The organism is Campylobacter sp. CNRCH_2016_3089 (assembly GCF_025772505.1).
GTDB lineage: Bacteria > Campylobacterota > Campylobacteria > Campylobacterales > Campylobacteraceae > Campylobacter_D > Campylobacter_D lari_D.
The window spans coordinates 1-19,796 of sequence record NZ_JAKMSF010000014.1; the positions used below are offsets into that span (position 1 = coordinate 1).

The following is a 19,796-nucleotide window of genomic DNA, read 5'->3' on the forward strand; positions in this document are numbered from 1 at the left end:
TGTTTTAGCTCTAATGCTTATGCTTAATGTATTTTTATATCTTAAGTTAGATAGTACAAACGCAAAATTAGAAAAAAGTCAAAGTGATTTAAATTTAGCTTTGGGTGTAAATAATGAACTCACGAGGATTACTCAAGAGCTTAAAACAAGACACGAGCAAGAGCTAAAAGCACTCTTTCATGCAAATACTCAAAAAAATCAAATCAAAACAAGGATTAATGATGTTAAAAACTATATATCCAAAAGCAATGAAACTAACACTACTAAGCTTTTTAATGTTATGCTTGATAGGCTGTGGGAGCAAAACACAAGTATTAACCAAAATACAAATTCAAAAAGTGCAAATACCAAATGAGCTTTTAGAATTTGATAGAGCACATAAACCTATAGTGCAAGATGAAAAAGATATATTAAAAGCTTATAGTGAGCTTTTTTATCACTATAAGCAATGCGAGATCAATATGGATAAAATTAAGGAGTTGAATGATGAATTATGAGCAAAGATTAAGTCAATTTAAAAAAATATATCCCGAAATTTTAGAGTTAAGCTTGGCGGAAAAGTCTCCATTTGGAGAATTAAAAAAGATATTAGATGATAGTATAAAAAATGATGTTATTAAAAATGAAGAGCAGTTTAAAACTTTAGCGAATGCATTATCTTTAGTAGGACAAAGCATAGTAGCACAAAGCCAAACAACAGCATTAGGTATGATTTTGCAAGGCGATGAAAATGAACTTAATAGCGAGAAAATAAAACTTATACAAGCACAAATAGAAACTGAAAAGAAAAAACCCGCACTCATAGATAGACAACGAGAACAAATAGATGATATGTTAAGAATAGAAGCGGCAAAAGTTGCACAAGGATATAGTTTTGGGCTAAGCGCAGGTGGGCTTGAAATACCAAAAGAGTTGGAATCTTGGGTAAAAGAAAAAATTGAAAATATAGATAAATGATTGATAAAAAATATAGAACTCCAAAATATTTTTTAAGAGCTAAATATCCACAGAATGCAAATGACATAGGATATGTAGAATGCTATCAAGCTTGGTTTTTATACGGAACTACCTTTGTACATAAATATGTAGAGCTTTTGCATAAACAATTAATAAGAAAAGGTAGGGCTGTAAAAACAAGAATTTATCACCCGCTCTTCCCAAATTCCTATGGAATTGATTTTTATGATATTAAAAGTCCTTCTAGAGCTCCATATAATTACCATAATAGTGGGGATTTGGGGTTAAATCAGTTTTTTGTAGGTCAAAACCCTTATGAGTGGTATAGAGGAGACCCTGGAGATAAAAGTGGAATATATCATGATACTTGTCAAATTATAAGGAAAAGACAAAATTTAAGCTTGTTTAGTTTTGATTTTCATGGAAAAAATGTTGTTACAAACCCTAGCTATCTTTTAAAATACAAAGAAGAGCTAAAGAATTTTTATTATCTACATGATCTTACTTTTGAAAAAATACATGGCTTTTATGGTGCTATAGTCCCTGGATATGGTAAGCCAAAATATATTTTTGTAAAATCTAATATAGTTAATAATGAGCTTGTAAAACCTAATTTTATTTTACCGGATAAAGACAAATTTAAGCCAAGTTTAGTAGAGAGTGAAGATGGTAGATATTACAATTTAAGACCATATTATGATGAGTTCTTGAGATTAAATAAAAATGTATTTATTGTACCTGAAAAAATATCTAATATTGATTTTTTAAGTGCATTTAACAATAACATCAATGTTTCTAAATTAGGCGATATATTTCACCCTCTAGCATTTCTTTCTAATTTAAATAATATAGCTTATCAAGAGCCTGTTGTTTTGAGAAGTCGGAGTAGTTTTTTTTATAAAAATATCTCATTGATGCCTTGTTATAATAATGAAAGCAATATGCCTTATGGAAGAAAAGATAGATGGTTTATTTTATGGGATAGTATGTATGATCTTTATGTGAAAGAGGATAAGGAATGGTGGGAGTTTATAATAGCTCCTGTTGTTTCTGCTGTGATTGTTTTTATTAGTTTTTATACAGGTGGAGTTATAGGCGGAGCTTTGGGCGGTATGATAGGCGGAGCTTCAGCCACAATTATAACCAATATAACAATCGCGCTTAGTACGCTTGGAGGTGTTATCGATGCATTAAGTTTTTTAGGCATAGTAGATAAAGGAAGCTCTTTATCTAAAATAAATAAAGCTTTAAAATTGGTTTTAGCCGTTGCAGGATTGGTAAGTGTTGGATATAAAATAGGAGTTGATATTAATACAGCAATATCTAATCAAACCCCTATAGTTGATGTTTTAATTAATAAAGATGCTACATCTTTAGATATTATAGGTTATATTAGTGATATATTTTTAAGCTCTAATTTAAAAGAAGCTAGTTTGCCTTTAGATGAAAATAGTGATATTGATGAGTATGTTTTTTTTGGAGAGGCTTCAAAGGAAGATATTGAAATGGTAACTAAAAATCTACTAAATGAAAACTGGTATAGTTTTGACACCTTAGATATTTTAAATGAAAAAGATGTTGAGATATAATTTAGATAATTAAGTTTTGTCTAATATATTTTAAAGTATCTTTTTGGAAAATAAAAAAATATATGTTCTTAGCAAATTATACCCATTTTATACCTATTTGTGAATTTTTTGGTATAAAATATCTATAAATAAGCTATTTTATAGCATAGTTCAAACCTTGCTGGGGACACCATTTCAAGGAAAAAGATGTTTCATATAGTCTTAGTTGAGCCTCGCATACCACAAAATACAGGAAGTATAGGTAGAATGTGTTTTAATGCAGGTTTTGCTTTACATATTATCAATCCACTTTTTAGTATTGATGAAAAGGCAGTTAAAAGAGCAGGACTTGATTATTGGAAAAAATTAAATCCTTTTTTATGGGATAATTTAGAAGATTTTTTAAAAGAGTATGAAAAATTTCAAGATAGATTTTTCTTTGCGACAACTAAAACTACTCAAGCTTATTTTGATGTAAATTATCAAAAAGGTGATTTTTTATTTTTTGGAAGTGAAAGTTTTGGCTTACCTATGGATTTAATGCAAAAAAAATGGGAAAATGCCATTACTATACCGATGAAAGATTGTGGTAGAAGTTTAAATTTAGCTACAAGTGTAGGCATAGTGAGTTATGAAGCTTTGAGGCAAAATTTTGCCTCTTTTGAAAAATTTTAATGATTTAAAACTTGATTTAAAAATTCTTTCAATCTTTCATTTTTTGGGTTTTCAAAAGCTATTTTAGGACATTCATCTACTGCTATAATGCCTTTATCCATAAAGAAAATTCGATTAGCTACATTTCTTGCAAATCCCATTTCATGTGTAACTACAAGCATGGTTAGACCTTCTTTAGCTACTTCTTTCATGATATTTAAAACTTCACCTATCATTTCAGGATCTAAAGCTGAAGTTGGCTCATCAAATAAAATCACATCAGGATTCATCATTAATGATCTTGCTATGGCAATACGCTGTTTTTGTCCACCTGAAAGCTTATGAGGAAAATAATTTTCTTTATCACTTAGGCCAACTTTTTTGAGTAATTCTCGTGCTTTTTTTACTGCTTCATCTTTACCCATGATTTTTGTTTGTACTGGCACTAGGCATAAATTTTCCAAAACATTTTTATTATTAAAAAGATTAAAATGTTGAAATACCATGCTTACTTTTTGTCGAATTTTATTGATATCTGTTTTTTTATCAAGTATATTAATGTTATTGATATAAATATTACCACTATCTGGTGTTTCAAGTTTATTTAAACAGCGTAAAAAAGTACTTTTTCCACCTCCGCTAGGCCCTATAATAGCAATAATATCACCTTTATGTACTTCAATGCTAATATCTTTTAAAACTTCTAAATCTCCATATTTTTTAATCAAATTTTCTATTTTAATCATGTTTATTTAATCTCATTTCTATAAATCTTGCAATCAGTGTTAAAATTTTAACGCTTACATAATATACAAGCCCTGTAAAAATAATAGGTTTAGGGTTGTAATAAATTGCTTGTAAGCTTTTACTTTGCATGGTAATATCCATAACGCTAATATAGCCCACTATTGAAGTTTCTTTAAATAAAGAAATAAATTCATTCATTAAAGAAGGTAAGATATTTTTAATCGCTTGCGGAAAGATGATTAGTCTCATAGAAGCAGAATAATTAAGCCCCATTGCTCTTGATGCTTCCATTTGTCCTTTGTCTACACTTTGAATTCCACTTCTTACGATTTCAGCTACATAAGCAGAACTATTAAGTCCAAGTGCAATAATAGCTACATAAAAATTATCACTCCAAGTAGCAAAAATCACTACTGAGAAAATCAAAAGCTGTAAAAGCAGAGGGGTTCCGCGTATAATGTCTATGTATTCATCTATGATGAAATTTAAACTTTGGATTTCTAAAAATCTTAAAAATGCTAGGAAAAAACCAAGTGCTATTCCTATTAAAATTCCACCCACTGTTAAGCCAAGTGTTGTGAAATAACTATGAACATAAGCTTTGGCTTCTATAGTATAAGCATATTCTCCTGTAGCTAAGCCATTTTGATCTTTAACTTGTAAAATTTCAATAGGAAATGAAAAATAAGCCCAAAAAACAATAATGGCAAAAAATACAAAAATTTTCATCGTATTTTGTTTCAATTTAAACACCTTATAAAATTTTAAAAAAACTAAGTGTATAAAAATTAAGTTTTCTTTTTACTTAAAAGCATTTTTATGTGTTTTTTTGGTAAATATCGTGAGTTAAATTTTCACATAGCTGTAAAAAATAAAATAAAATTAATATAAAATTATATTTTTTTGTAGCAAATTCATTTTTTTATGATAAATTTACACTCGATTAAATTATAAAAAGGAGATAAATATGGATTTAATATCCCAATTTGTTGGCTTTGTAAATAATCAGTATTATTCCATTTTGGTTATTTTGCTTATTATTGTAGGGTTTTATTATAGTTATTTGACGGGTTTTGTGCAATTTCGAATGCTTCCTTATGTGTTTGACATTTTGACAGAAAAGCAAGAAAAACATGAAAAACACCATATTACTCCTTTTCAGGCTTTGATGATTTCAACAGCTTCAAGAGTTGGTATAGGAAATATTGCAGGTATTGCAGTAGCGGTTGTTTTGGGCGGACCTGGTGCTTTGTTTTGGATGTGGGCTATGGCATTTTTTGGCGGCGCTTCGGCTTTTGCAGAAAGCACTTTAGCACAAGTTTATAAAAGCCGTGATGGTAAAAGTTTTAAAGGTGGCCCTGCTTATTATATTAGTAAAGCTTTAAATTTAAAATGGCTTGGTGCTATATTTGCGGTGATTTTAATCATTACTTATGCTTATGGATTTAATGGACTTCAAAGTCAAACTATGACTTCAGCATTTGAGTTTTATTATAAAGGTATGGTTGATGCTAGCGAAGTAAGTTTTTCGCAAAGTTGGTGGCCTATTGTAATAGGGGCTATTTTGGCTATTTTTGCTGCTTATATGTTTTTTGGTGATCATACTAAAATAGGTAAAGTAAGCTCGGTCATCGTTCCTATTATGGCGATGATTTATGTTGGTTTATCTATTATAGCGATGTTTATGAATTTTGATAAAATTCCTGAAGTGTTTTCTATGATTTTTAAAAGCGCTTTTGATTTTGAAGCTATTTTTGGTGGATTTGCAGGTTCTGCTTTGGTTATAGGTATAAAAAGAGGATTATTTTCTAATGAAGCAGGTATGGGTTCAGCACCAAATGCAGCAGCTTCAGCTCTTACAACTCACCCTGCAAAACAAGGGGTTATTCAAGCATTTTCTGTGTTAATTGATGTGATTATTTGTACAAGTTCAGGATTTTTGGTATTATTTTCACTTGCTTATGCTAATAATATTGGTGTAGACGGTAAGCCTATTTTAACAGCACTACCTTTAGTGCAAGAATCCATGAAAGAATATTATGGAAATCTAGGTGTACATTTTACTACTGTTAGTATAGTTTTATTTGCTATTACTTCTTTGATAGGAAATTATTATTATGCTCAAGCAAATATTAAATACCTTACTCAAAATCCTATTATTATTAATCTTTTTAAAGCAAGTGCCGTGCTTATGATTTTTATTGGTGCAAATATGGATTTAAAATTTGCGTGGGATTTAGCTGATACTACTATGGCGTTTATGGCTACGATTAATATCATTTCTATTTTATTGCTTGGTGGTATAGTGAAAAAGGTATTAAAAGATTTTAGCGAGCAAAAAAGACAAGGTAGAGATCCAGTGTTTAGTGCTTCAAAGCTTGGTATTAAAAACGCAGAGTGTTGGGACTAATGATAGATTATATTATTATTGCTTTGTTTGTAGCTTTTATGGTTTTTCTTGTGTTTGGCTTTAACCGCCAAATGCAAGAAAAAGCCAAACAAAGAGAAGAAAAATTAAAAACAAAGAAAGATTTTAAAAAAAATAGGTAAAATACACTAAAAAATTTTTAAAAAAGAGTGTAAAATGAAATTGTTAATAGAAATAGGTACAGAAGAACTTCCTGCTATTCCTTTATTAAAAGAACTTCCAAATATTACTAAAAAATGGGAAAAGATTTTACAAGAGTATCATTTAGAATCTGAATTTAAATTTTTCTATACTCCTAGAAGATTGGTTTTTATCCATGAAAATTTTAAAGAAAAACAAGATGATTCTTTTGTGGAATTTATAGGCGCACCTAAGGCGATAGCTTATAAAGATGGAAAGCTTACTCAAGCAGGATTTAGCTTTTTAGAAAAAAGTGGTTTAAAAGAAGAAGAGCTTGAATTTAAAGAAATTAAGGGTAAAGAAGTATTGTATTGTCAAAAACAAGTACAAGGCTTGCAAAGCAAGGTGGTTTTAGCTCAAATGATCGAGGCTTTTTTAAAAAGCTTGAGTTTTGGTAAAACTATGAGATGGGGTGATGGTAGCTTTGAATTTATCAGAGCTATTCGCTCGCTTTGTTGTATTTTAAATGATGAATTGATTGAATTTGAAAGCTATGGCGTTAAAAGCGCAAAAAGCACTTTTGTTCATAGAAGTGTTAGTTATGATTTAATACCTTTTTCAAATATTGATGAGTATCTTAAAACTCTAGAGCAAAATTATATTATTTTAGATCAAGAACAAAGAAAAAAGCTTATTATTGAGCAGTTAAAGACACTTGAAAAAGAAAATGATATTACTATTGCAGAAGATGATGAGCTTTTAGCTGAAGTTGTAGCTATCACAGAGTATCCAAAGGCATTATTAGGGCATTTTGAAAAAGAGTATTTAGAAATCCCAAGCGAAGTGATAATTACTTCTATGAGAGAAAATCAACGCTATTTTGCAGTATTTAAAAACAATACTTTAAGCAATCATTTTATCGTAGTTTCTAATGCGGTTTGTAAAGATTATTCTAAAATCATTAATGGAAATGAAAGGGTTTTAAGAGCAAGATTGAGCGATGCGATGTTTTTTTGGAAAAATGACTTAGCACAGGGCTTAAATAATGATAAAATAAGTCAAATGGTATATCTTGAAGGACTTGGAAGCTTAAAAGATAAAATCATTAGAGAGCAAAAAATCGCTACTAAGCTTTGTGAAGTTTTTGCTAATACTCAAAAAGATGAAATCTTAAAAGCCATAGAATACTCAAAAGCTGATCTAAGCACTCAAATGGTGTATGAATTTACTGATCTTCAAGGTATTATGGGATCTTATTATGCTAAAGCTATGGGTATGAGTGATGAGCTTGCTTTAGCGATTAAAGAACAATATCTTCCAAATGGCGATAATTCAGCTATGCCAAGTAATGAATTTAGTTCTATTGTAGCTTTAGCTTATAAATTTGATACACTCATGGGGCTTTTTTCAATGGGGAAAATCCCAAGTGGTACAAAAGATCCTTATGCTTTAAGAAGAGCAGCAAATGGTGTTTTAAAAATTATTCTAGCTTTAAATAAAAATTTTGATCTTAAGATATTTTTAGAAGTAATAGCTAGTGAATATAAAAGCTTTGATTTGAAAATTTTACTAGACTTTATCTTAGAGCGTTTATATACTTTTTATGAGGTTAATGCTTCTTTTGTTAAAGCTGTGCTTAGCTCTAAAACTTATGATGTTATTTATATTGATTCTTGTATTAAAGCTTTAATACAAAGTGCAAATAAGGCAGATTTTAGTCAAAATTTTGCTACTTTTAAGCGCTTGGCAAATATTGCAATATTAAGTGAAGTTCAAATTAATGAAAATTTGTTTAACACTCAAGAGGAAAAAGATTTATACCAAGCTTTTATGCAGTGTAAAACAAAAGAAAATAACACCCAAGAGCTTTTAGAAAGCCTTTTTGCACTAAAACCACAAATTGATGCTTTTTTTGATAAAGTAATGATTAATGACAAAGATGAAAATATTAAAAACAATCGTCAAGCTTTAGTATGTGCAATTTATCGTGAGTTTTTAAAAATAGCTGATATTAAAGAGCTTAGTGTATGAAAAAAATTCTTTTTTTACTTTGTTTTTTGGTATTTGCATTAGAAGCTAGAGAGATTGAGCTTGTAAAAGGTCAAGTAATTTTTTTAGAATTTGATAAAAATAATTTTTTACAAATTAGCTCAAATTCTAAAAAACTTCCTTTTTTTGAGTATAAAAATAAAGTCATTGTTAGTATAGCCATACCTTATAAAAATCCTAAAGATAGAAAATTAATAGCTGAATTTAAAGATAATTCCAAAGAAGAAATTAACATAAAATTTAGCGAAGGAAACTATAAAAAAGAATTTTTAAAAGTTAGTGCTTCTAAGGTTAATCCACCTAAAGAAACACTTGATCGCATTAGCAAAGAATATCAAGAAGCTATTAAGGTTTATAATACTTATACCAATATGGCTTTATTTGAAGGCAATTTTACATACCCTTTAGAAAGTAAAATTACAAGTGCTTTTGGAAAAGCAAGATTGTTTAATGATACTCTTAAAAGTTATCATAGCGGAACTGATTTTAGAGCAGCAAGTGGGACAAAAATTTATGCTAGCAATGATGGTATTGTAAGGATTGCTTCAAATCGTTATTATGCAGGAAATTCAGTGGTAATTGATCATGGATATGGGATTTATTCTCAGTATTATCATCTATCAAAACTTAATGTAAAAGTAGGACAAAAGGTAAAAAAGGGTGAGCTTATAGGTTTGAGTGGAGCTAGCGGTAGGGTTACAGGGCCACATTTGCATTTTGGAATTTTAGTTAATGGTGTGCAAGTTGATCCACTTGATTTTATAGTCAAATTTAATGCTTTATAATGATAGCTTTTAGTGAGTTTTTTCAAAATTGGATTGATAAATATTACTCCCAAGCTGTGAGTGTTGGTAAAAATGGAGATTTTTATACCGCAGTTAGCGTGGGAAATCTGTTTGGAACACTCTTAGCTAATCATTTTTTAAAACTTATAGATGATAAAAAGCTAATTTTACCGGTTGAAGTTGTAGAAATAGGGGCAAATGAAGGGCATTTAATGCTTGATTTTATACAAGCTCTATACACTCTTAGGGCTGATATTTTAGAGCAGATTGAGTGTTTTATCGTAGAGCCACATGAAAAATTAAAATGTGTTCAAAAAAAACTTTTTGATGAGTATGATTTGGATGTAAAAATTTATAATTCTTTAGAAGAATGTCATTTTAAAAACGCCTTTTTTTACGCTAATGAATTATTTGATTGTTTTGCGTGTGAGCTTATAAAAGATAGAACAATGGCATATGTTGATGATGATTTAAACATTGTTTTTAAAGCTATGAATGAAGATCTTTTAAAAGAATGTGAAAAATATTCTATCACTAATAGCGAGCTTTGTATTTCTTATAAACCCTTTTTATCCAAATTAAAACAAACCTGTGAAAAACTAACTTTTGCATGTTTTGATTATGCAAAAAAAGAAGAAAAAATTAGTATTAGAATGTATAAAAATCACCAAGTGTATAATCTTTTTGAAGAAAACTTAAAAGATTTTTTTGCTAAAAGCGATATTACATATAATGTAAATTTTGATCATTTTTTACAAGTTTTAAAAGAAGAGGGCTTTGAGGTGTTAGAATATAAAAATCAAAATCAAGCTTTAATTGATTTTGGCTTAGAAGAAATTATCGAGCAAGTTAAAAATATTAACCTCCAAATTTATAAAAACTTTATCAACCAAAGTAAAAATTTGATGTTTAACTTTGGCGATAAGTTTAAGTTTTTAGAATTTAAGCTTTAAAATCACTGCTTGTAATATCAAGCCCAAAGCCTTTTAAGCCTATAAATTCTTTATCGGTATTTTGACTTAGAAGTTTGATTTTTGAAATTTTTAAATACCTTAAAATTTGCGCTCCTATGCCATAATTTTTAAATTGTATGTTTTCTTGTTTTTCATTTTTCATGAAAATGATTACACCACCTTTTTGACTTAAAAATTCAATTTGTTTTAATAATTCATTAAATTTATTAGAAGTTAGAAGCTCAAAGTCGCTTCCACTAAGATAAAATTTAACATTCTCGCATTCTTTCAAAGTGCCAAAACTAAAAGCTATGTGTTCATTTTCATTGTGATCTTTAAAAGTCATTTTTTTAGCTTTAAAACCTGCTAAAATACTTTCTTCTTCTTTAATTAAAGAAATCAAACTTTCATTTTTTAAACGATACTCGATTAAATCTGAAATAGTAATCATATTAATATTATGTTTTTTGCAAAACTCAAGCAAATCGCTTCTTCTAGCCATATCTCCATTATCTTTAACAATTTCACATATTACGCATGCTTCTTTTAATCCTGCCAAACGACATAAATCCACTGTTCCTTCTGTATGGCCCGTTCTTTCTAAAACTCCACCTTTTTTTGCTATCAAAGGATTAATATGTCCAGGACGCACAAAATCACTCGCCTTTGCATTATCATCAGCAAAAATTTGTATAGTCATATCTCTTTCGTAGGCACTTACTCCTGTTGTTGCATTTTTTGCATCGACAGTGATGGTAAAAGCTGTTTCGTGATTTGATGTGTTTTTAGGTACCATTAAAGGTAGTTCAAATTTTTTAGCTAAGTTCTCACTTAATGCTACACATACCACACCTCTTGCGTGAGTGATGGTAAAATTTACTTTTTCTTGTGAGCTAAATTGTGCAGGGAAAATCAAATCCCCTTCATTTTCCCTATCTTCTGCATCCACCATTACTAACATTTTACCATCTTGAAGTTCTTTTATAGCTTGTTCTATACTTATATATCCCATAAAATCATTCCTTGAAAATATTTTAAAAATATTATAGCATTTTTCTTGACATTGTATAAAAAATAATATATAATATCACTTTTAATTTAAATAAAAAATTTCTATTGGGGTATCGCCAAGCGGTAAGGCAACAGGTTTTGGTCCTGTCATTCAGGGGTTCGAATCCCTTTACCCCATCCACTTCATATGATGCCGCGAAGTAGAGCAGTGGTTAGCTCGTCGGGCTCATAACCCGAAGGTCGGGAGTTCAAATCTCCCCTTCGCAACCATTATATAAAAATAATTTATAATCTATTTCAACAGATATTTTTTAGCAATATTGAAATCAAATTAATTTAAAATTTCTAAAATTATTGAAAATTTAAAAATACAATACAAAGAATAAAATAGATAAAATATATTTAACAAGAATAAATGGCGAGTTTAATAGGCGTATGATTTATTAATTAATATTGCACATGCTTTGTATTTTATTGTAAAAATGTAAAAAAATGATATTTTTTGTTAAATAGGTAATGTATTAAAATTTTTAGAGTGCAAGAAAAACAATATTGATTTAAAGTCTAACAAATAAAAATATTTCTTAATTGATGAAGAGCAAATGAGGAGACTTTATATTTTAAAGCTGGATATAACAAGATAGTATTATAAGCTGCTAACTACTTAATCGTTTCTTGATTAAATTCTTTAAGATCTATAAATAATAAATCTTTATAATGATTAGCAAATGCTTCTTTTAAGGTTTTATTAAATATTTCATTATGAATATTCATTCTAAGATTCTTTAGATAAGTATAATAATGAGTAGTGTTAAGTTCCTTTAATAAAACATTCATAGTTTTTTAAATTCACAGCCATTATCTGTGAGTATGCTAAATTCTTTTATGAATATTATTAGTTTTTAAGATAATAACAAAACTTTTAAGATATGCTAGTATATCTTGTCTTTTTAGGAGATAAAGCTACAGTATAATCAATTCTTGTAACTAAATCTATCATAGTAAGTATATATTTTTATTTTATTATCGACATATTTTATAGTATCTATTGCCCAAGTATTCATAGGAGTTGTTTTAAGATTTTTTTAGTTATCTATTTTTAACTCTCTCTTGTAGCTTTTATTTTGGCCTAGATAATTAATTCTTGTAAGTGTTATTCTCATTTTATCTTTAGAGATGATTCTTCTTATGGTGGAAACACTAGGAGGTTTTATTATAAAAAAGGCTTTAAAAAATAATACAATCTTTCTTTATCTAAATTTATATAAATATGCCTAAGTATTTTAATATTTAAAGTAATTTCCAAATCAAAAGAACTTCTTATATTTTTTACTTTAGTGTATTTTGTATTTAGGGTATTTAAATTATCATTATTTTTGTGATAAATTTCTTGTTTTCTAAAAAGTGTCTTTTTATCTATATTAAAAGCTTCTAAAGTAGCTTTTAAACCATGATGCTTATGAAAGATATAATTTTTATTCTTTGTTCTATTATTTTATGTTTTATTTCAAAAATATAACTATATTCTCTTAATTTAGCAAATCCTTTTATACATCTAAATAAATAATCTGTTTGGGGATAAATATTCCTTAGTTAGTTTTATTAATCAAATATTTCTTGATTGGTAAATAAAAGATAGTAGTTTTATTAACTAAGAAAGTGCCAAATGTGTTCGAACTTGTGTGATAATATTTTATCTTGATGCTTTTAATCCTCACATTGAAGCAATATAAAATAAGTATAAGAAATTAATTTTAAAATATTTTGTATAATTATTCTAAGGTATATTGTAGCAATTATTATATTATTGTAATAATAATCAAGATTTATTTAATGATTACTCTTTCTTTTTTATGAGTCGTTAAATGATATAAGAATAAATTATACTCTTGTTTTCTAAGTTGATAACATGAAATAATATTTATTTTATACTCTTCTTGAATATTAAAGATAATAAACATCTAACCACTGCAATAATCTTTAAAAAATATTGATTAAGTTTGATGTTGAAATAATGTATGCCGTACTGCCTTCTATATAGTATGAACTACAAGTAAAATTCTTTCTTTTTTAAAAAATATAATCTTCTTCATTGCTTGATTGATATAACTAAGCCATATTTATGTGTAAATCACTGATTTGATCTTGTTAAAACCAACTACAATGAAGCTTAAAATAAATATAGCAGTTTTGATTTTTAAACATTTGAAGAAATGGAATAAAAATCCTGAAAAAATTATCAATTATTTTAAAATAATTATAGATAAACATGACAATGAGATAAATATATAGTATTAATTTTAAAATCCAATTTTATACAAATCCAACATAATAAAGATTTTCATCACTTAGTTATTTTAAACAAACAATTGCGTTAAAAAATGAAATCATAAATAATGCTATGAAAAATATATCAAACTTATAGGATAAAATTTTTAAGTAAAAAACTATAAATGGAGTGCGGTTGTAAATATCAAAGAAACCATACCAATGAATGATTTAGAAAATCTTTTTAAACACTTTTAAAAATACGGCTTTTAATGCCATTAAATAGCAATCACCGTGATGAAGAAGAGAAGAAGCAAGATAAGGTTTTCAAAAGAAGCACCTTTTCTTTTCTTCTCTAAATAAAATACACCTTATAGGTGCTATATGTTTTGTACTAAAATGGGTGCTAGGGTTGTCTAAGTGTGTAGCACGGAAAGCGGACAAATTCTGCCGCTTAATATTAAGATTAAACAGATATATCTAAAAGCTGATCTTTTTTATTGTCTGCTTTATCTGTATTTGTAGAATTACTTTGTTCTTCTTTTTTAGCTTCAGCTTCTACTTTTTTTGTATTATCATTCTCAGCTTTTTTTTCTTGTTCAAATTTAGCTTCTTCAAGTTTTAATAGTGGTTTTGCTGTATAACGCAAGCTTGTATCAATAACTTGATTACAACATTGAGAATATACTAATCCCATCATTATCCTTTAGTGATTTACACAAATACCTAATTTAGCACAAGCTTGATGCTGATAAATAGGCTGATGTATTGTCTGGCAATTATGAAAATTTTCACAAGTTATACTTCTATCTTGTTGTTGTGAATTATTAAAATTTTTCTTGCTATGATAACTATGATTTAAAGCTAAAGCAACGCTAGATAATGAAGCAATAACTGCTAAACCTAAGATAATTTTTTTCATTATTTTTGAGCCTTTTTATGATTATTTTTGATATATGAATAATTATAAAAGTCAAAAAATTAATTTAATATTAAATAAGAGAAAAAAACAAAATTTGCTTAAATATTGAAAAAAATTACTCAACTTTTTTTTGTTTTTTCTCGCGCGTATGCGTTTTTATATATTAAAAAAAGCAGGGGATGGATTTTCACAAAAGTCTATGTGATAGGAGATAGTGAAATATTAAGTGGATAAAGTCAAAGATGATAGAGATACTTTAAGAACTTTGTTTGAAACACACAAGACAAATAATGAAAGATTAGAAACTCGACTAAAAGAAATAGGCAGATGGTGCGAAAAAAATTTAAGCGTGGAGCAGTTAAAAGAAATATTTCCATTAAAAGCCGAAAGAATAGAAAAAGAGCTTAAATATCAAAGAGCTTTTGAAAATTCTTTTGAACAAGCAAAAACTAAAAGAAACGATAGAGGGTTTGGGTTTAATAGATAGTTTTCCTTTTTGGTGCTTTAGCAAATCGCACCTGTTAAGGTGCTATGATTTGCGATAATTGGGGTGCGGGGGCTGTCTGAGTGCGTAGCACGGAAGATGGACAAAACCCACTGCCCTAATATTAAGATTAAGCAGATATATCTAAAAGCCGATCTTTTTTGCCAGTATTTGCTTGATTATCAGCATTTGTAGAATTACTTTGTTCTTCTTTTTTAGCTTCAGCTTCTACTTTTTTTGTATCTTCTTGCTGTTTAGCAATCGCCTCTTCTAATGCAGGTTTATCTCGATATTCTACTTTGGTATCTACCAAGCCGTGACAAGTATTAACAAACATTAACAATATCCTTTCCATTTGCAAAAAGCATCTTGATAAATAGGTTGATGTATTGTCTGGCAATTATGAAAAGTTGCACAAGTTATACTTCTACCTTCTATATATTCTTGTTGTGAATTATTAAAATTTTTCTTGCTATGATAACTATGATTTGAAGCTGAAGCAACGCTAGATAATGAAGCAATAACTGCTAAACCTAAGATAATTTTTTTCATTTTTGAGTCTTTCTATGATTATTTTTGATATATGAATAATTATAAAAGTCAAAAAATTAATTTAATATTAAATAACAGAAAAAACAAAAATTTGTTTAAACATTGAAAAAAATTACTCAACTTTTTTGTTTTTTCTCGCGCGTACGCGTATGCATTTTTTTATATATTTTTTAAAAAAAGAAAGGCTGTCTGAGTGCGTAGCACGGAAGATGGATAAAACCCACTGCCCTAATATTAAGATTAAGCAAATATATCTAAAAGCTGATCTTTTTTGCTAGTATTTGCTTGATTATCAGCATTTGTAGAATTACTTTGTTCTTCTTTTTTAGCTTCAGCTTCTACTTTTTTTGTATCTTCTTGTTCCATAAGCTTTAAGGTGTCATATATTTGATGAACTTCCTTAGGCATACACTTGTGGAAGCGAATATTTGAATTAGGATTTAACATATTTAACATTAGAAACAATATCCAAATTTACAAAGTACTTTATGCCCAGCTTCTTGGTAAATAGGTTGATGTATTGTCTAGCAATTATGAAAAGTTGCACAAGTTATACTTCTACCTTCTATATATTCTTGTTGTGAATTATTAAAATTTTTCTTGCTATGATAACTATGATTTGAAGCTGAAGCAACGCTAGATAATGAAGCAATAACTGCTAAACCTAAGATAATTTTTTTCATTTTTGAGTCTTTCTATGATTATTTTTGATATATGAATAATTATAAAAGTCAAAAAATTAATTTAATATTAAATAAGAGAAAAAACAAAAATTTGTTTAAACATTGAAAAAAAATTACTCAACTTTTTTTGTTTTTTCTCGCGCGTACGCGTATGCATTTTTTTATATATTTTTTAAAAAAAGAAAGGCTGTCTGAGTGCGTAGCTGTAAGGGGTATTTTAAAAAGAATATGTAACTATCTATAGCTTTAAGGTTTGGAGGATAGTTACATAGAAAACTTAAATAATTTTATTTAATTGCATAAATATTTTATAGGAGTGTATAATGAATAAGATTGATAATATTGCAAATTTTTTAGATAACAACTCTAAAAAATGTTTAGCTATAAATGGGTCTTGGGGTATAGGTAAAACTTATTTATGGAAAGAAGTTGAAAATAAACTTTCTAAAGATAAAAAAGTTGTTTATATAGATCTTTTTGGCAAAGAAAGTTATAAGCAAATATTAGAAGAAATAGTTGTAAGCCTACATGGAGATTATAATAAAATTACCAAAACAACTTTTAAAGGTTTAGAAGGTTTGGTTAAAAGTATAAGTGGCGGCTTAATAGATATAGATAGTGATGCTATTTTTTCCTTTTTAAAAAAGGAAGACTTTTATAATATTATTGTGATTGTGTGTTTTGATAACATAGAAAGAAAATCTGACAATCTTTCTTTGAAAGAAATTTTAGGACTTGTAAATTTACTTAAAGAAGAAAAAGAATGTAATGTTGTTGTGATTTTTCATGAGGAAGAATTAAAAGAACAAGATAACAATCTGGCTAAAAACAATAAAGAAAAACAGACTAAACAATACAATAGTAAAAACTGGTATCAAATATACAAAGAAAAAGTTATTGATATTGTGAAATAACGATAAAAGACAATGATGAAGTAGCAAAAGCAATCATAAAAGATAGAATAAATAAATATACTAAAATTACAGATGAGATAAGAAATATTATTGAAAATATTATTTTCGAAAGATATAAAGAACAATGCAATGGAAATCTAAGATTATTATATCATGTGTTAGAACATATAGATTATTTTAACAAGCAATGTTTTTTATTATTTTGCAAGTATGACAATAAAAAAACATTTTCAGATGCTCTAAAATTAAATTATATCTCATTAATATTTCAAATTAAAAAATACCTTTCTACTAAAATAGAGAAAATAGATTTAGCTTCAGGCTATTATCATCTTTATGAACAATACCTAAAAAATATGTTTTATTTAAATAAAGAAGAAAAATACCAACTAAGACGCGATTTTTATCAAACTTTAAAAATCGATCTTTATTATAAACTTCAAAACTGCAAGATAGAATATTTGGTAGGTAATTTAAGTGATAAACAATTTGTAAAAGATATTGAAAATTCACTCCTAAAAATAGACTTTTATTCAAAAAATGGAATGACACACTTTCCTTATGGTTTTTATCAAATTTTACTTTCAACCTACACACAAATTACAAAGAAAAAATTAAGCGACATAGAAGAAAAAATCAATCAGCACTATATAGAAGCTCTTGTTATGGAAGAATTTAAGTTTGATCTTAATCATGATTATAGATCTGACATAGCACTTTTAAAATTATTAGAAAATGAAAAATGGAAAGATTATTATGAAGATACCAAAGAAAAATACAAAACAAGCAAATATGAAAATATTAATGCACTTATTAATAGCTATGAAAATATAGAAAATAGTTTTTATCTCGAAGCAATCAAGCAATATAATTTTTTTAAAAAAGAAGAGTTAGTACAGCTATTTAAAAATAATAACGATTTTTGTAAGAAATTTTTTAATCATTTTTCTATGAATATGGTTGTAAGTCATAAATTTGATGATGATTTAAATAATAATTTATTTCAAGCTTATTTAGATTTCTTAGATTTAGATGAAAATAAAATAAAAAAAAGTGTTGTTTTAAAATATATAAATTCACAAAATAGCGTATTAAGAAAGCTACTAATAGAATAATTGCGTTAAAGATATTCAATAAAATACTATTAAATTTACAAAAATTAAAAAGTTCTTATGTGTTTATAATTTACAAACATTAAAAATTAAACTACTTATCTCTTTTTAATTTATCGATAAAATCACTCCACCATCGCATTAACTCTCTTCTCTATCATCAAGTCTTAAGCTTCTATTATATACTGCTTTTACTTTATTTCTTTCTCTATGATCTAAACATAGTTCTATAACTTCACTATCTTGTTTATGAATATTTTTATACTCATAAAGAAAAGTTGAAGCAGTAGCTCTAAAACCATGATATAGTATTTTATCACCAAAACTTAATCTTTTAATGGCTTGATTTAATGTGTTTTCACTCATTATTTTATATTTACTTATATTACTTGGAAAAAAATATTTTGAATTTGAGTAAGAAAAATTTTTAACATATAAAAGCAAGTCTAAAACACTCTGACTTAGCGGAATAATAAAATCCTCTCTTGCTTTAACTTTATTAGCACGAATAATAATTTTTTTATCAAAATCTATTTCTTTCCATTCTAAATTTATAATATTAGCACTTCTTAAAATAAATATGGACTAATTTGCAAAGCAACTTTTGTAAAAATACTTATTAATCGTAAGTAATAATTCTTTAAATCTTGCTTCATCTGTGAAGTTTTATAACTTTGAACTTTATTAGTACCATAAAGTGCTTTTTTATATTTTGATTTTTAGTATTTTCTTTTTGAATATGTTCTTTTGGATTAATGCCTTATGATAGCATGTCGTTATAATCATTTACAATCTCTCTTGCCCGTGTTAATATGGTTATAGGATATTTTCCTATTTTAAAAGAATACCCTTTTTATTAAGTTTATATCTAAAATAAAAATTCTTATCAATATTTCCATGAAAAACCCTAGCTTTAATATATAAATTTTTAGCACAAGCACTTTGATATAAGTTTTTTATCAACAGTTAAATTTTTAAGTTGCCTATCATTTACAATAATCACTGATTTTCCTTTAAAGTGTGTACAAAAAAATATTTTTTTTAATTTGTCAAAAGATTTTAATTGTAGTAATAATTCGTGATAGAGAAGTAATGGTGGATTTAGAAAGCGTCTAAGTATCCATACTTTAGAAATTAAATATCTAAATAACATATACTTTTGAAAATTCAATAATTTGTATAGTTAAATCTCATTTTAAAGATTTAACCCCTGATACAACTTTAGCTATTTCTTCAATGGAAAATAATACATAGCAAGATACTTCCATAGATTGTATTTTTTCTTCTTAGATTATCAATAGTTCCTGAAGAAACGCCTAATACTTTAGCAAATTCTTTTTTACTTAAAGACATTTTTTTATATTTCTCAAAAAATTTTTGTTTCTAAATAATTCTTGGTTGTGCTAATCTTGCTTAATTGTGAAATATGTTTGTTTTAATTTATAAAAATAACATATAAAACTATAAATATCTTTATATATCTAACTTTATTTAATCACTTTTTATTTTCTGTTAAATATTATATATATTCTTTTACCTATTATCCAAATTATAAAAACATACAAATTATAATTAAATATATTTTTTTA

The 19,796-nt window shown here is 27.1% G+C and carries 23 protein-coding genes and 2 tRNA genes; 15 read left to right on the forward strand and 10 right to left on the reverse strand.

What is annotated here, in order from left to right; translation table 11 throughout:
* The 5 genes from L8W69_RS08110 to L8W69_RS08130 form a co-directional block, all read left to right on the forward strand.
* A partial coding sequence (locus L8W69_RS08110) for a hypothetical protein (RefSeq protein ID WP_263666854.1) occupies nucleotides 1-355 on the forward strand: 355 nt, incomplete at its 5' end.
* Nucleotides 339-497 carry a hypothetical protein gene (locus tag L8W69_RS08115; protein ID WP_251814523.1) on the forward strand — a complete coding sequence of 53 codons (159 nt, stop codon included), beginning with the start codon at nucleotides 339-341 and terminating at the stop codon, nucleotides 495-497. The genes L8W69_RS08110 and L8W69_RS08115, both read left to right, overlap by 17 nt.
* Entirely contained in the window at nucleotides 484-957 is a 474-nt protein-coding gene (locus tag L8W69_RS08120; protein WP_263666855.1) for a hypothetical protein, read from the forward strand. Before L8W69_RS08115 ends, L8W69_RS08120 begins: the two co-directional genes overlap by 14 nt.
* The gene (locus tag L8W69_RS08125; RefSeq protein ID WP_263666856.1) at nucleotides 954-2,546 is read left to right on the forward strand and encodes a hypothetical protein; all 1,593 of its coding nucleotides are present in this window, start codon (nucleotides 954-956) and stop codon (nucleotides 2,544-2,546) included. Before L8W69_RS08120 ends, L8W69_RS08125 begins: the two co-directional genes overlap by 4 nt.
* A 186-nt stretch (nucleotides 2,547-2,732) precedes the next feature.
* A complete protein-coding gene (locus tag L8W69_RS08130; protein WP_257928077.1) occupies nucleotides 2,733-3,200 on the forward strand; it encodes a tRNA (cytidine(34)-2'-O)-methyltransferase in 468 nt (155 codons plus the stop codon).
* Here L8W69_RS08130 and L8W69_RS08135 read toward each other — a convergent pair.
* Nucleotides 3,197-3,925, reverse strand: a complete 729-nt coding sequence (locus L8W69_RS08135) for an amino acid ABC transporter ATP-binding protein (RefSeq protein ID WP_133319271.1) — start codon at nucleotides 3,923-3,925, stop codon at nucleotides 3,197-3,199. The genes L8W69_RS08130 and L8W69_RS08135 overlap by 4 nt on opposite strands.
* A complete protein-coding gene (locus tag L8W69_RS08140; protein ID WP_133319270.1) occupies nucleotides 3,918-4,670 on the reverse strand; it encodes an amino acid ABC transporter permease in 753 nt (250 codons plus the stop codon). Before L8W69_RS08140 ends, L8W69_RS08135 begins: the two co-directional genes overlap by 8 nt.
* Before the next feature lie 223 nt (nucleotides 4,671-4,893).
* Between L8W69_RS08140 and L8W69_RS08145 the strand changes: the two genes are divergently transcribed.
* Genes L8W69_RS08145 through L8W69_RS08165 form a run of 5 tightly spaced genes read left to right on the forward strand, consistent with a single transcriptional unit; the run spans nucleotide 4,894 to nucleotide 10,261 of the window.
* A complete protein-coding gene (locus L8W69_RS08145; RefSeq protein WP_133319269.1) occupies nucleotides 4,894-6,336 on the forward strand; it encodes an alanine/glycine:cation symporter family protein in 1,443 nt (480 codons plus the stop codon).
* Nucleotides 6,336-6,476 carry a hypothetical protein gene (locus tag L8W69_RS08150; RefSeq protein WP_087685579.1) on the forward strand — a complete coding sequence of 47 codons (141 nt, stop codon included), beginning with the start codon at nucleotides 6,336-6,338 and terminating at the stop codon, nucleotides 6,474-6,476. Before L8W69_RS08145 ends, L8W69_RS08150 begins: the two co-directional genes overlap by 1 nt.
* 34 nt (nucleotides 6,477-6,510) lie before the next feature.
* Nucleotides 6,511-8,505 carry a glycine--tRNA ligase subunit beta gene (gene glyS, locus L8W69_RS08155; protein WP_263666858.1) on the forward strand — a complete coding sequence of 665 codons (1,995 nt, stop codon included), beginning with the start codon at nucleotides 6,511-6,513 and terminating at the stop codon, nucleotides 8,503-8,505.
* On the forward strand, nucleotides 8,502-9,308 hold the full coding sequence (locus tag L8W69_RS08160) for a M23 family metallopeptidase (protein WP_263661707.1): 807 nt from the start codon (nucleotides 8,502-8,504) through the stop codon (nucleotides 9,306-9,308). The genes glyS and L8W69_RS08160 overlap by 4 nt, the downstream gene beginning before the upstream one ends.
* 2 nt (nucleotides 9,309-9,310) lie before the next feature.
* On the forward strand, nucleotides 9,311-10,261 hold the full coding sequence (locus tag L8W69_RS08165) for an SAM-dependent methyltransferase (RefSeq protein ID WP_318529480.1): 951 nt from the start codon (nucleotides 9,311-9,313) through the stop codon (nucleotides 10,259-10,261).
* On the opposite strand, the gene L8W69_RS08170 is transcribed toward L8W69_RS08165, so the two are convergent.
* Complete coding sequence (locus L8W69_RS08170; RefSeq protein ID WP_220566773.1) at nucleotides 10,251-11,273, reverse strand: bifunctional 3,4-dihydroxy-2-butanone 4-phosphate synthase/GTP cyclohydrolase II; 1,023 nt, start codon at nucleotides 11,271-11,273, stop codon at nucleotides 10,251-10,253. The genes L8W69_RS08165 and L8W69_RS08170 overlap by 11 nt on opposite strands.
* A gap of 105 nt (nucleotides 11,274-11,378) precedes the next feature.
* On the opposite strand from L8W69_RS08170, the gene L8W69_RS08175 reads away from it, so the two are divergent.
* Both L8W69_RS08175 and L8W69_RS08180 read left to right on the forward strand, forming a co-directional pair.
* Nucleotides 11,379-11,453 (forward strand) — tRNA-Gln (locus L8W69_RS08175).
* A gap of 13 nt (nucleotides 11,454-11,466) precedes the next feature.
* A tRNA-Met gene (locus tag L8W69_RS08180) sits at nucleotides 11,467-11,542 on the forward strand.
* 2,464 nt (nucleotides 11,543-14,006) lie between these two features.
* Here L8W69_RS08180 and L8W69_RS08185 read toward each other — a convergent pair.
* Nucleotides 14,007-14,237 (reverse strand): hypothetical protein, encoded by a 231-nt coding sequence (locus L8W69_RS08185; RefSeq protein WP_133319264.1) that lies wholly within the window; start codon nucleotides 14,235-14,237, stop codon nucleotides 14,007-14,009.
* A 9-nt stretch (nucleotides 14,238-14,246) separates the two neighbouring features.
* A complete protein-coding gene (locus L8W69_RS08190; protein ID WP_263664720.1) occupies nucleotides 14,247-14,462 on the reverse strand; it encodes a hypothetical protein in 216 nt (71 codons plus the stop codon).
* A gap of 226 nt (nucleotides 14,463-14,688) precedes the next feature.
* On the opposite strand from L8W69_RS08190, the gene L8W69_RS08195 reads away from it, so the two are divergent.
* Nucleotides 14,689-14,949: a hypothetical protein gene (locus L8W69_RS08195; RefSeq protein ID WP_263666860.1), complete on the forward strand. Its 261-nt coding sequence runs from the start codon at nucleotides 14,689-14,691 to the stop codon at nucleotides 14,947-14,949.
* 127 nt (nucleotides 14,950-15,076) lie between these two features.
* Here L8W69_RS08195 and L8W69_RS08200 read toward each other — a convergent pair whose 3' ends face one another.
* The 4 genes from L8W69_RS08200 to L8W69_RS08215 all read right to left on the reverse strand — a co-directional run bounded on the left by L8W69_RS08200 (nucleotide 15,077) and on the right by L8W69_RS08215 (nucleotide 16,181).
* Nucleotides 15,077-15,283 (reverse strand): hypothetical protein, encoded by a 207-nt coding sequence (locus tag L8W69_RS08200; protein ID WP_263666861.1) that lies wholly within the window; start codon nucleotides 15,281-15,283, stop codon nucleotides 15,077-15,079.
* Nucleotides 15,283-15,498: a hypothetical protein gene (locus L8W69_RS08205; RefSeq protein ID WP_263660611.1), complete on the reverse strand. Its 216-nt coding sequence runs from the start codon at nucleotides 15,496-15,498 to the stop codon at nucleotides 15,283-15,285. The genes L8W69_RS08200 and L8W69_RS08205 overlap by 1 nt, the downstream gene beginning before the upstream one ends.
* A 240-nt stretch (nucleotides 15,499-15,738) precedes the next feature.
* Nucleotides 15,739-15,954, reverse strand: coding sequence for a hypothetical protein (locus L8W69_RS08210; protein WP_263664718.1), 216 nt, complete (start codon nucleotides 15,952-15,954; stop codon nucleotides 15,739-15,741).
* A gap of 68 nt (nucleotides 15,955-16,022) precedes the next feature.
* Nucleotides 16,023-16,181, reverse strand: a complete 159-nt coding sequence (locus L8W69_RS08215; RefSeq protein WP_263666863.1) for a hypothetical protein — start codon at nucleotides 16,179-16,181, stop codon at nucleotides 16,023-16,025.
* 323 nt (nucleotides 16,182-16,504) lie between these two features.
* Here L8W69_RS08215 and L8W69_RS08220 point away from each other — a divergent pair, with 323 nt between their 5' ends.
* Nucleotides 16,505-17,095, forward strand: a complete 591-nt coding sequence (locus tag L8W69_RS08220; protein ID WP_263666865.1) for a KAP family NTPase — start codon at nucleotides 16,505-16,507, stop codon at nucleotides 17,093-17,095.
* 155 nt (nucleotides 17,096-17,250) lie between these two features.
* Nucleotides 17,251-18,210 carry a hypothetical protein gene (locus L8W69_RS08225; protein WP_263666866.1) on the forward strand — a complete coding sequence of 320 codons (960 nt, stop codon included), beginning with the start codon at nucleotides 17,251-17,253 and terminating at the stop codon, nucleotides 18,208-18,210.
* 138 nt (nucleotides 18,211-18,348) lie between these two features.
* Here the strand turns inward: L8W69_RS08225 and L8W69_RS08230 are convergent, their stop codons facing one another.
* The gene (locus L8W69_RS08230; RefSeq protein ID WP_318529611.1) at nucleotides 18,349-18,789 is read right to left on the reverse strand and encodes a tyrosine-type recombinase/integrase; all 441 of its coding nucleotides are present in this window, start codon (nucleotides 18,787-18,789) and stop codon (nucleotides 18,349-18,351) included.
* Nucleotides 18,790-19,796: the final 1,007 nt, after the last annotated feature.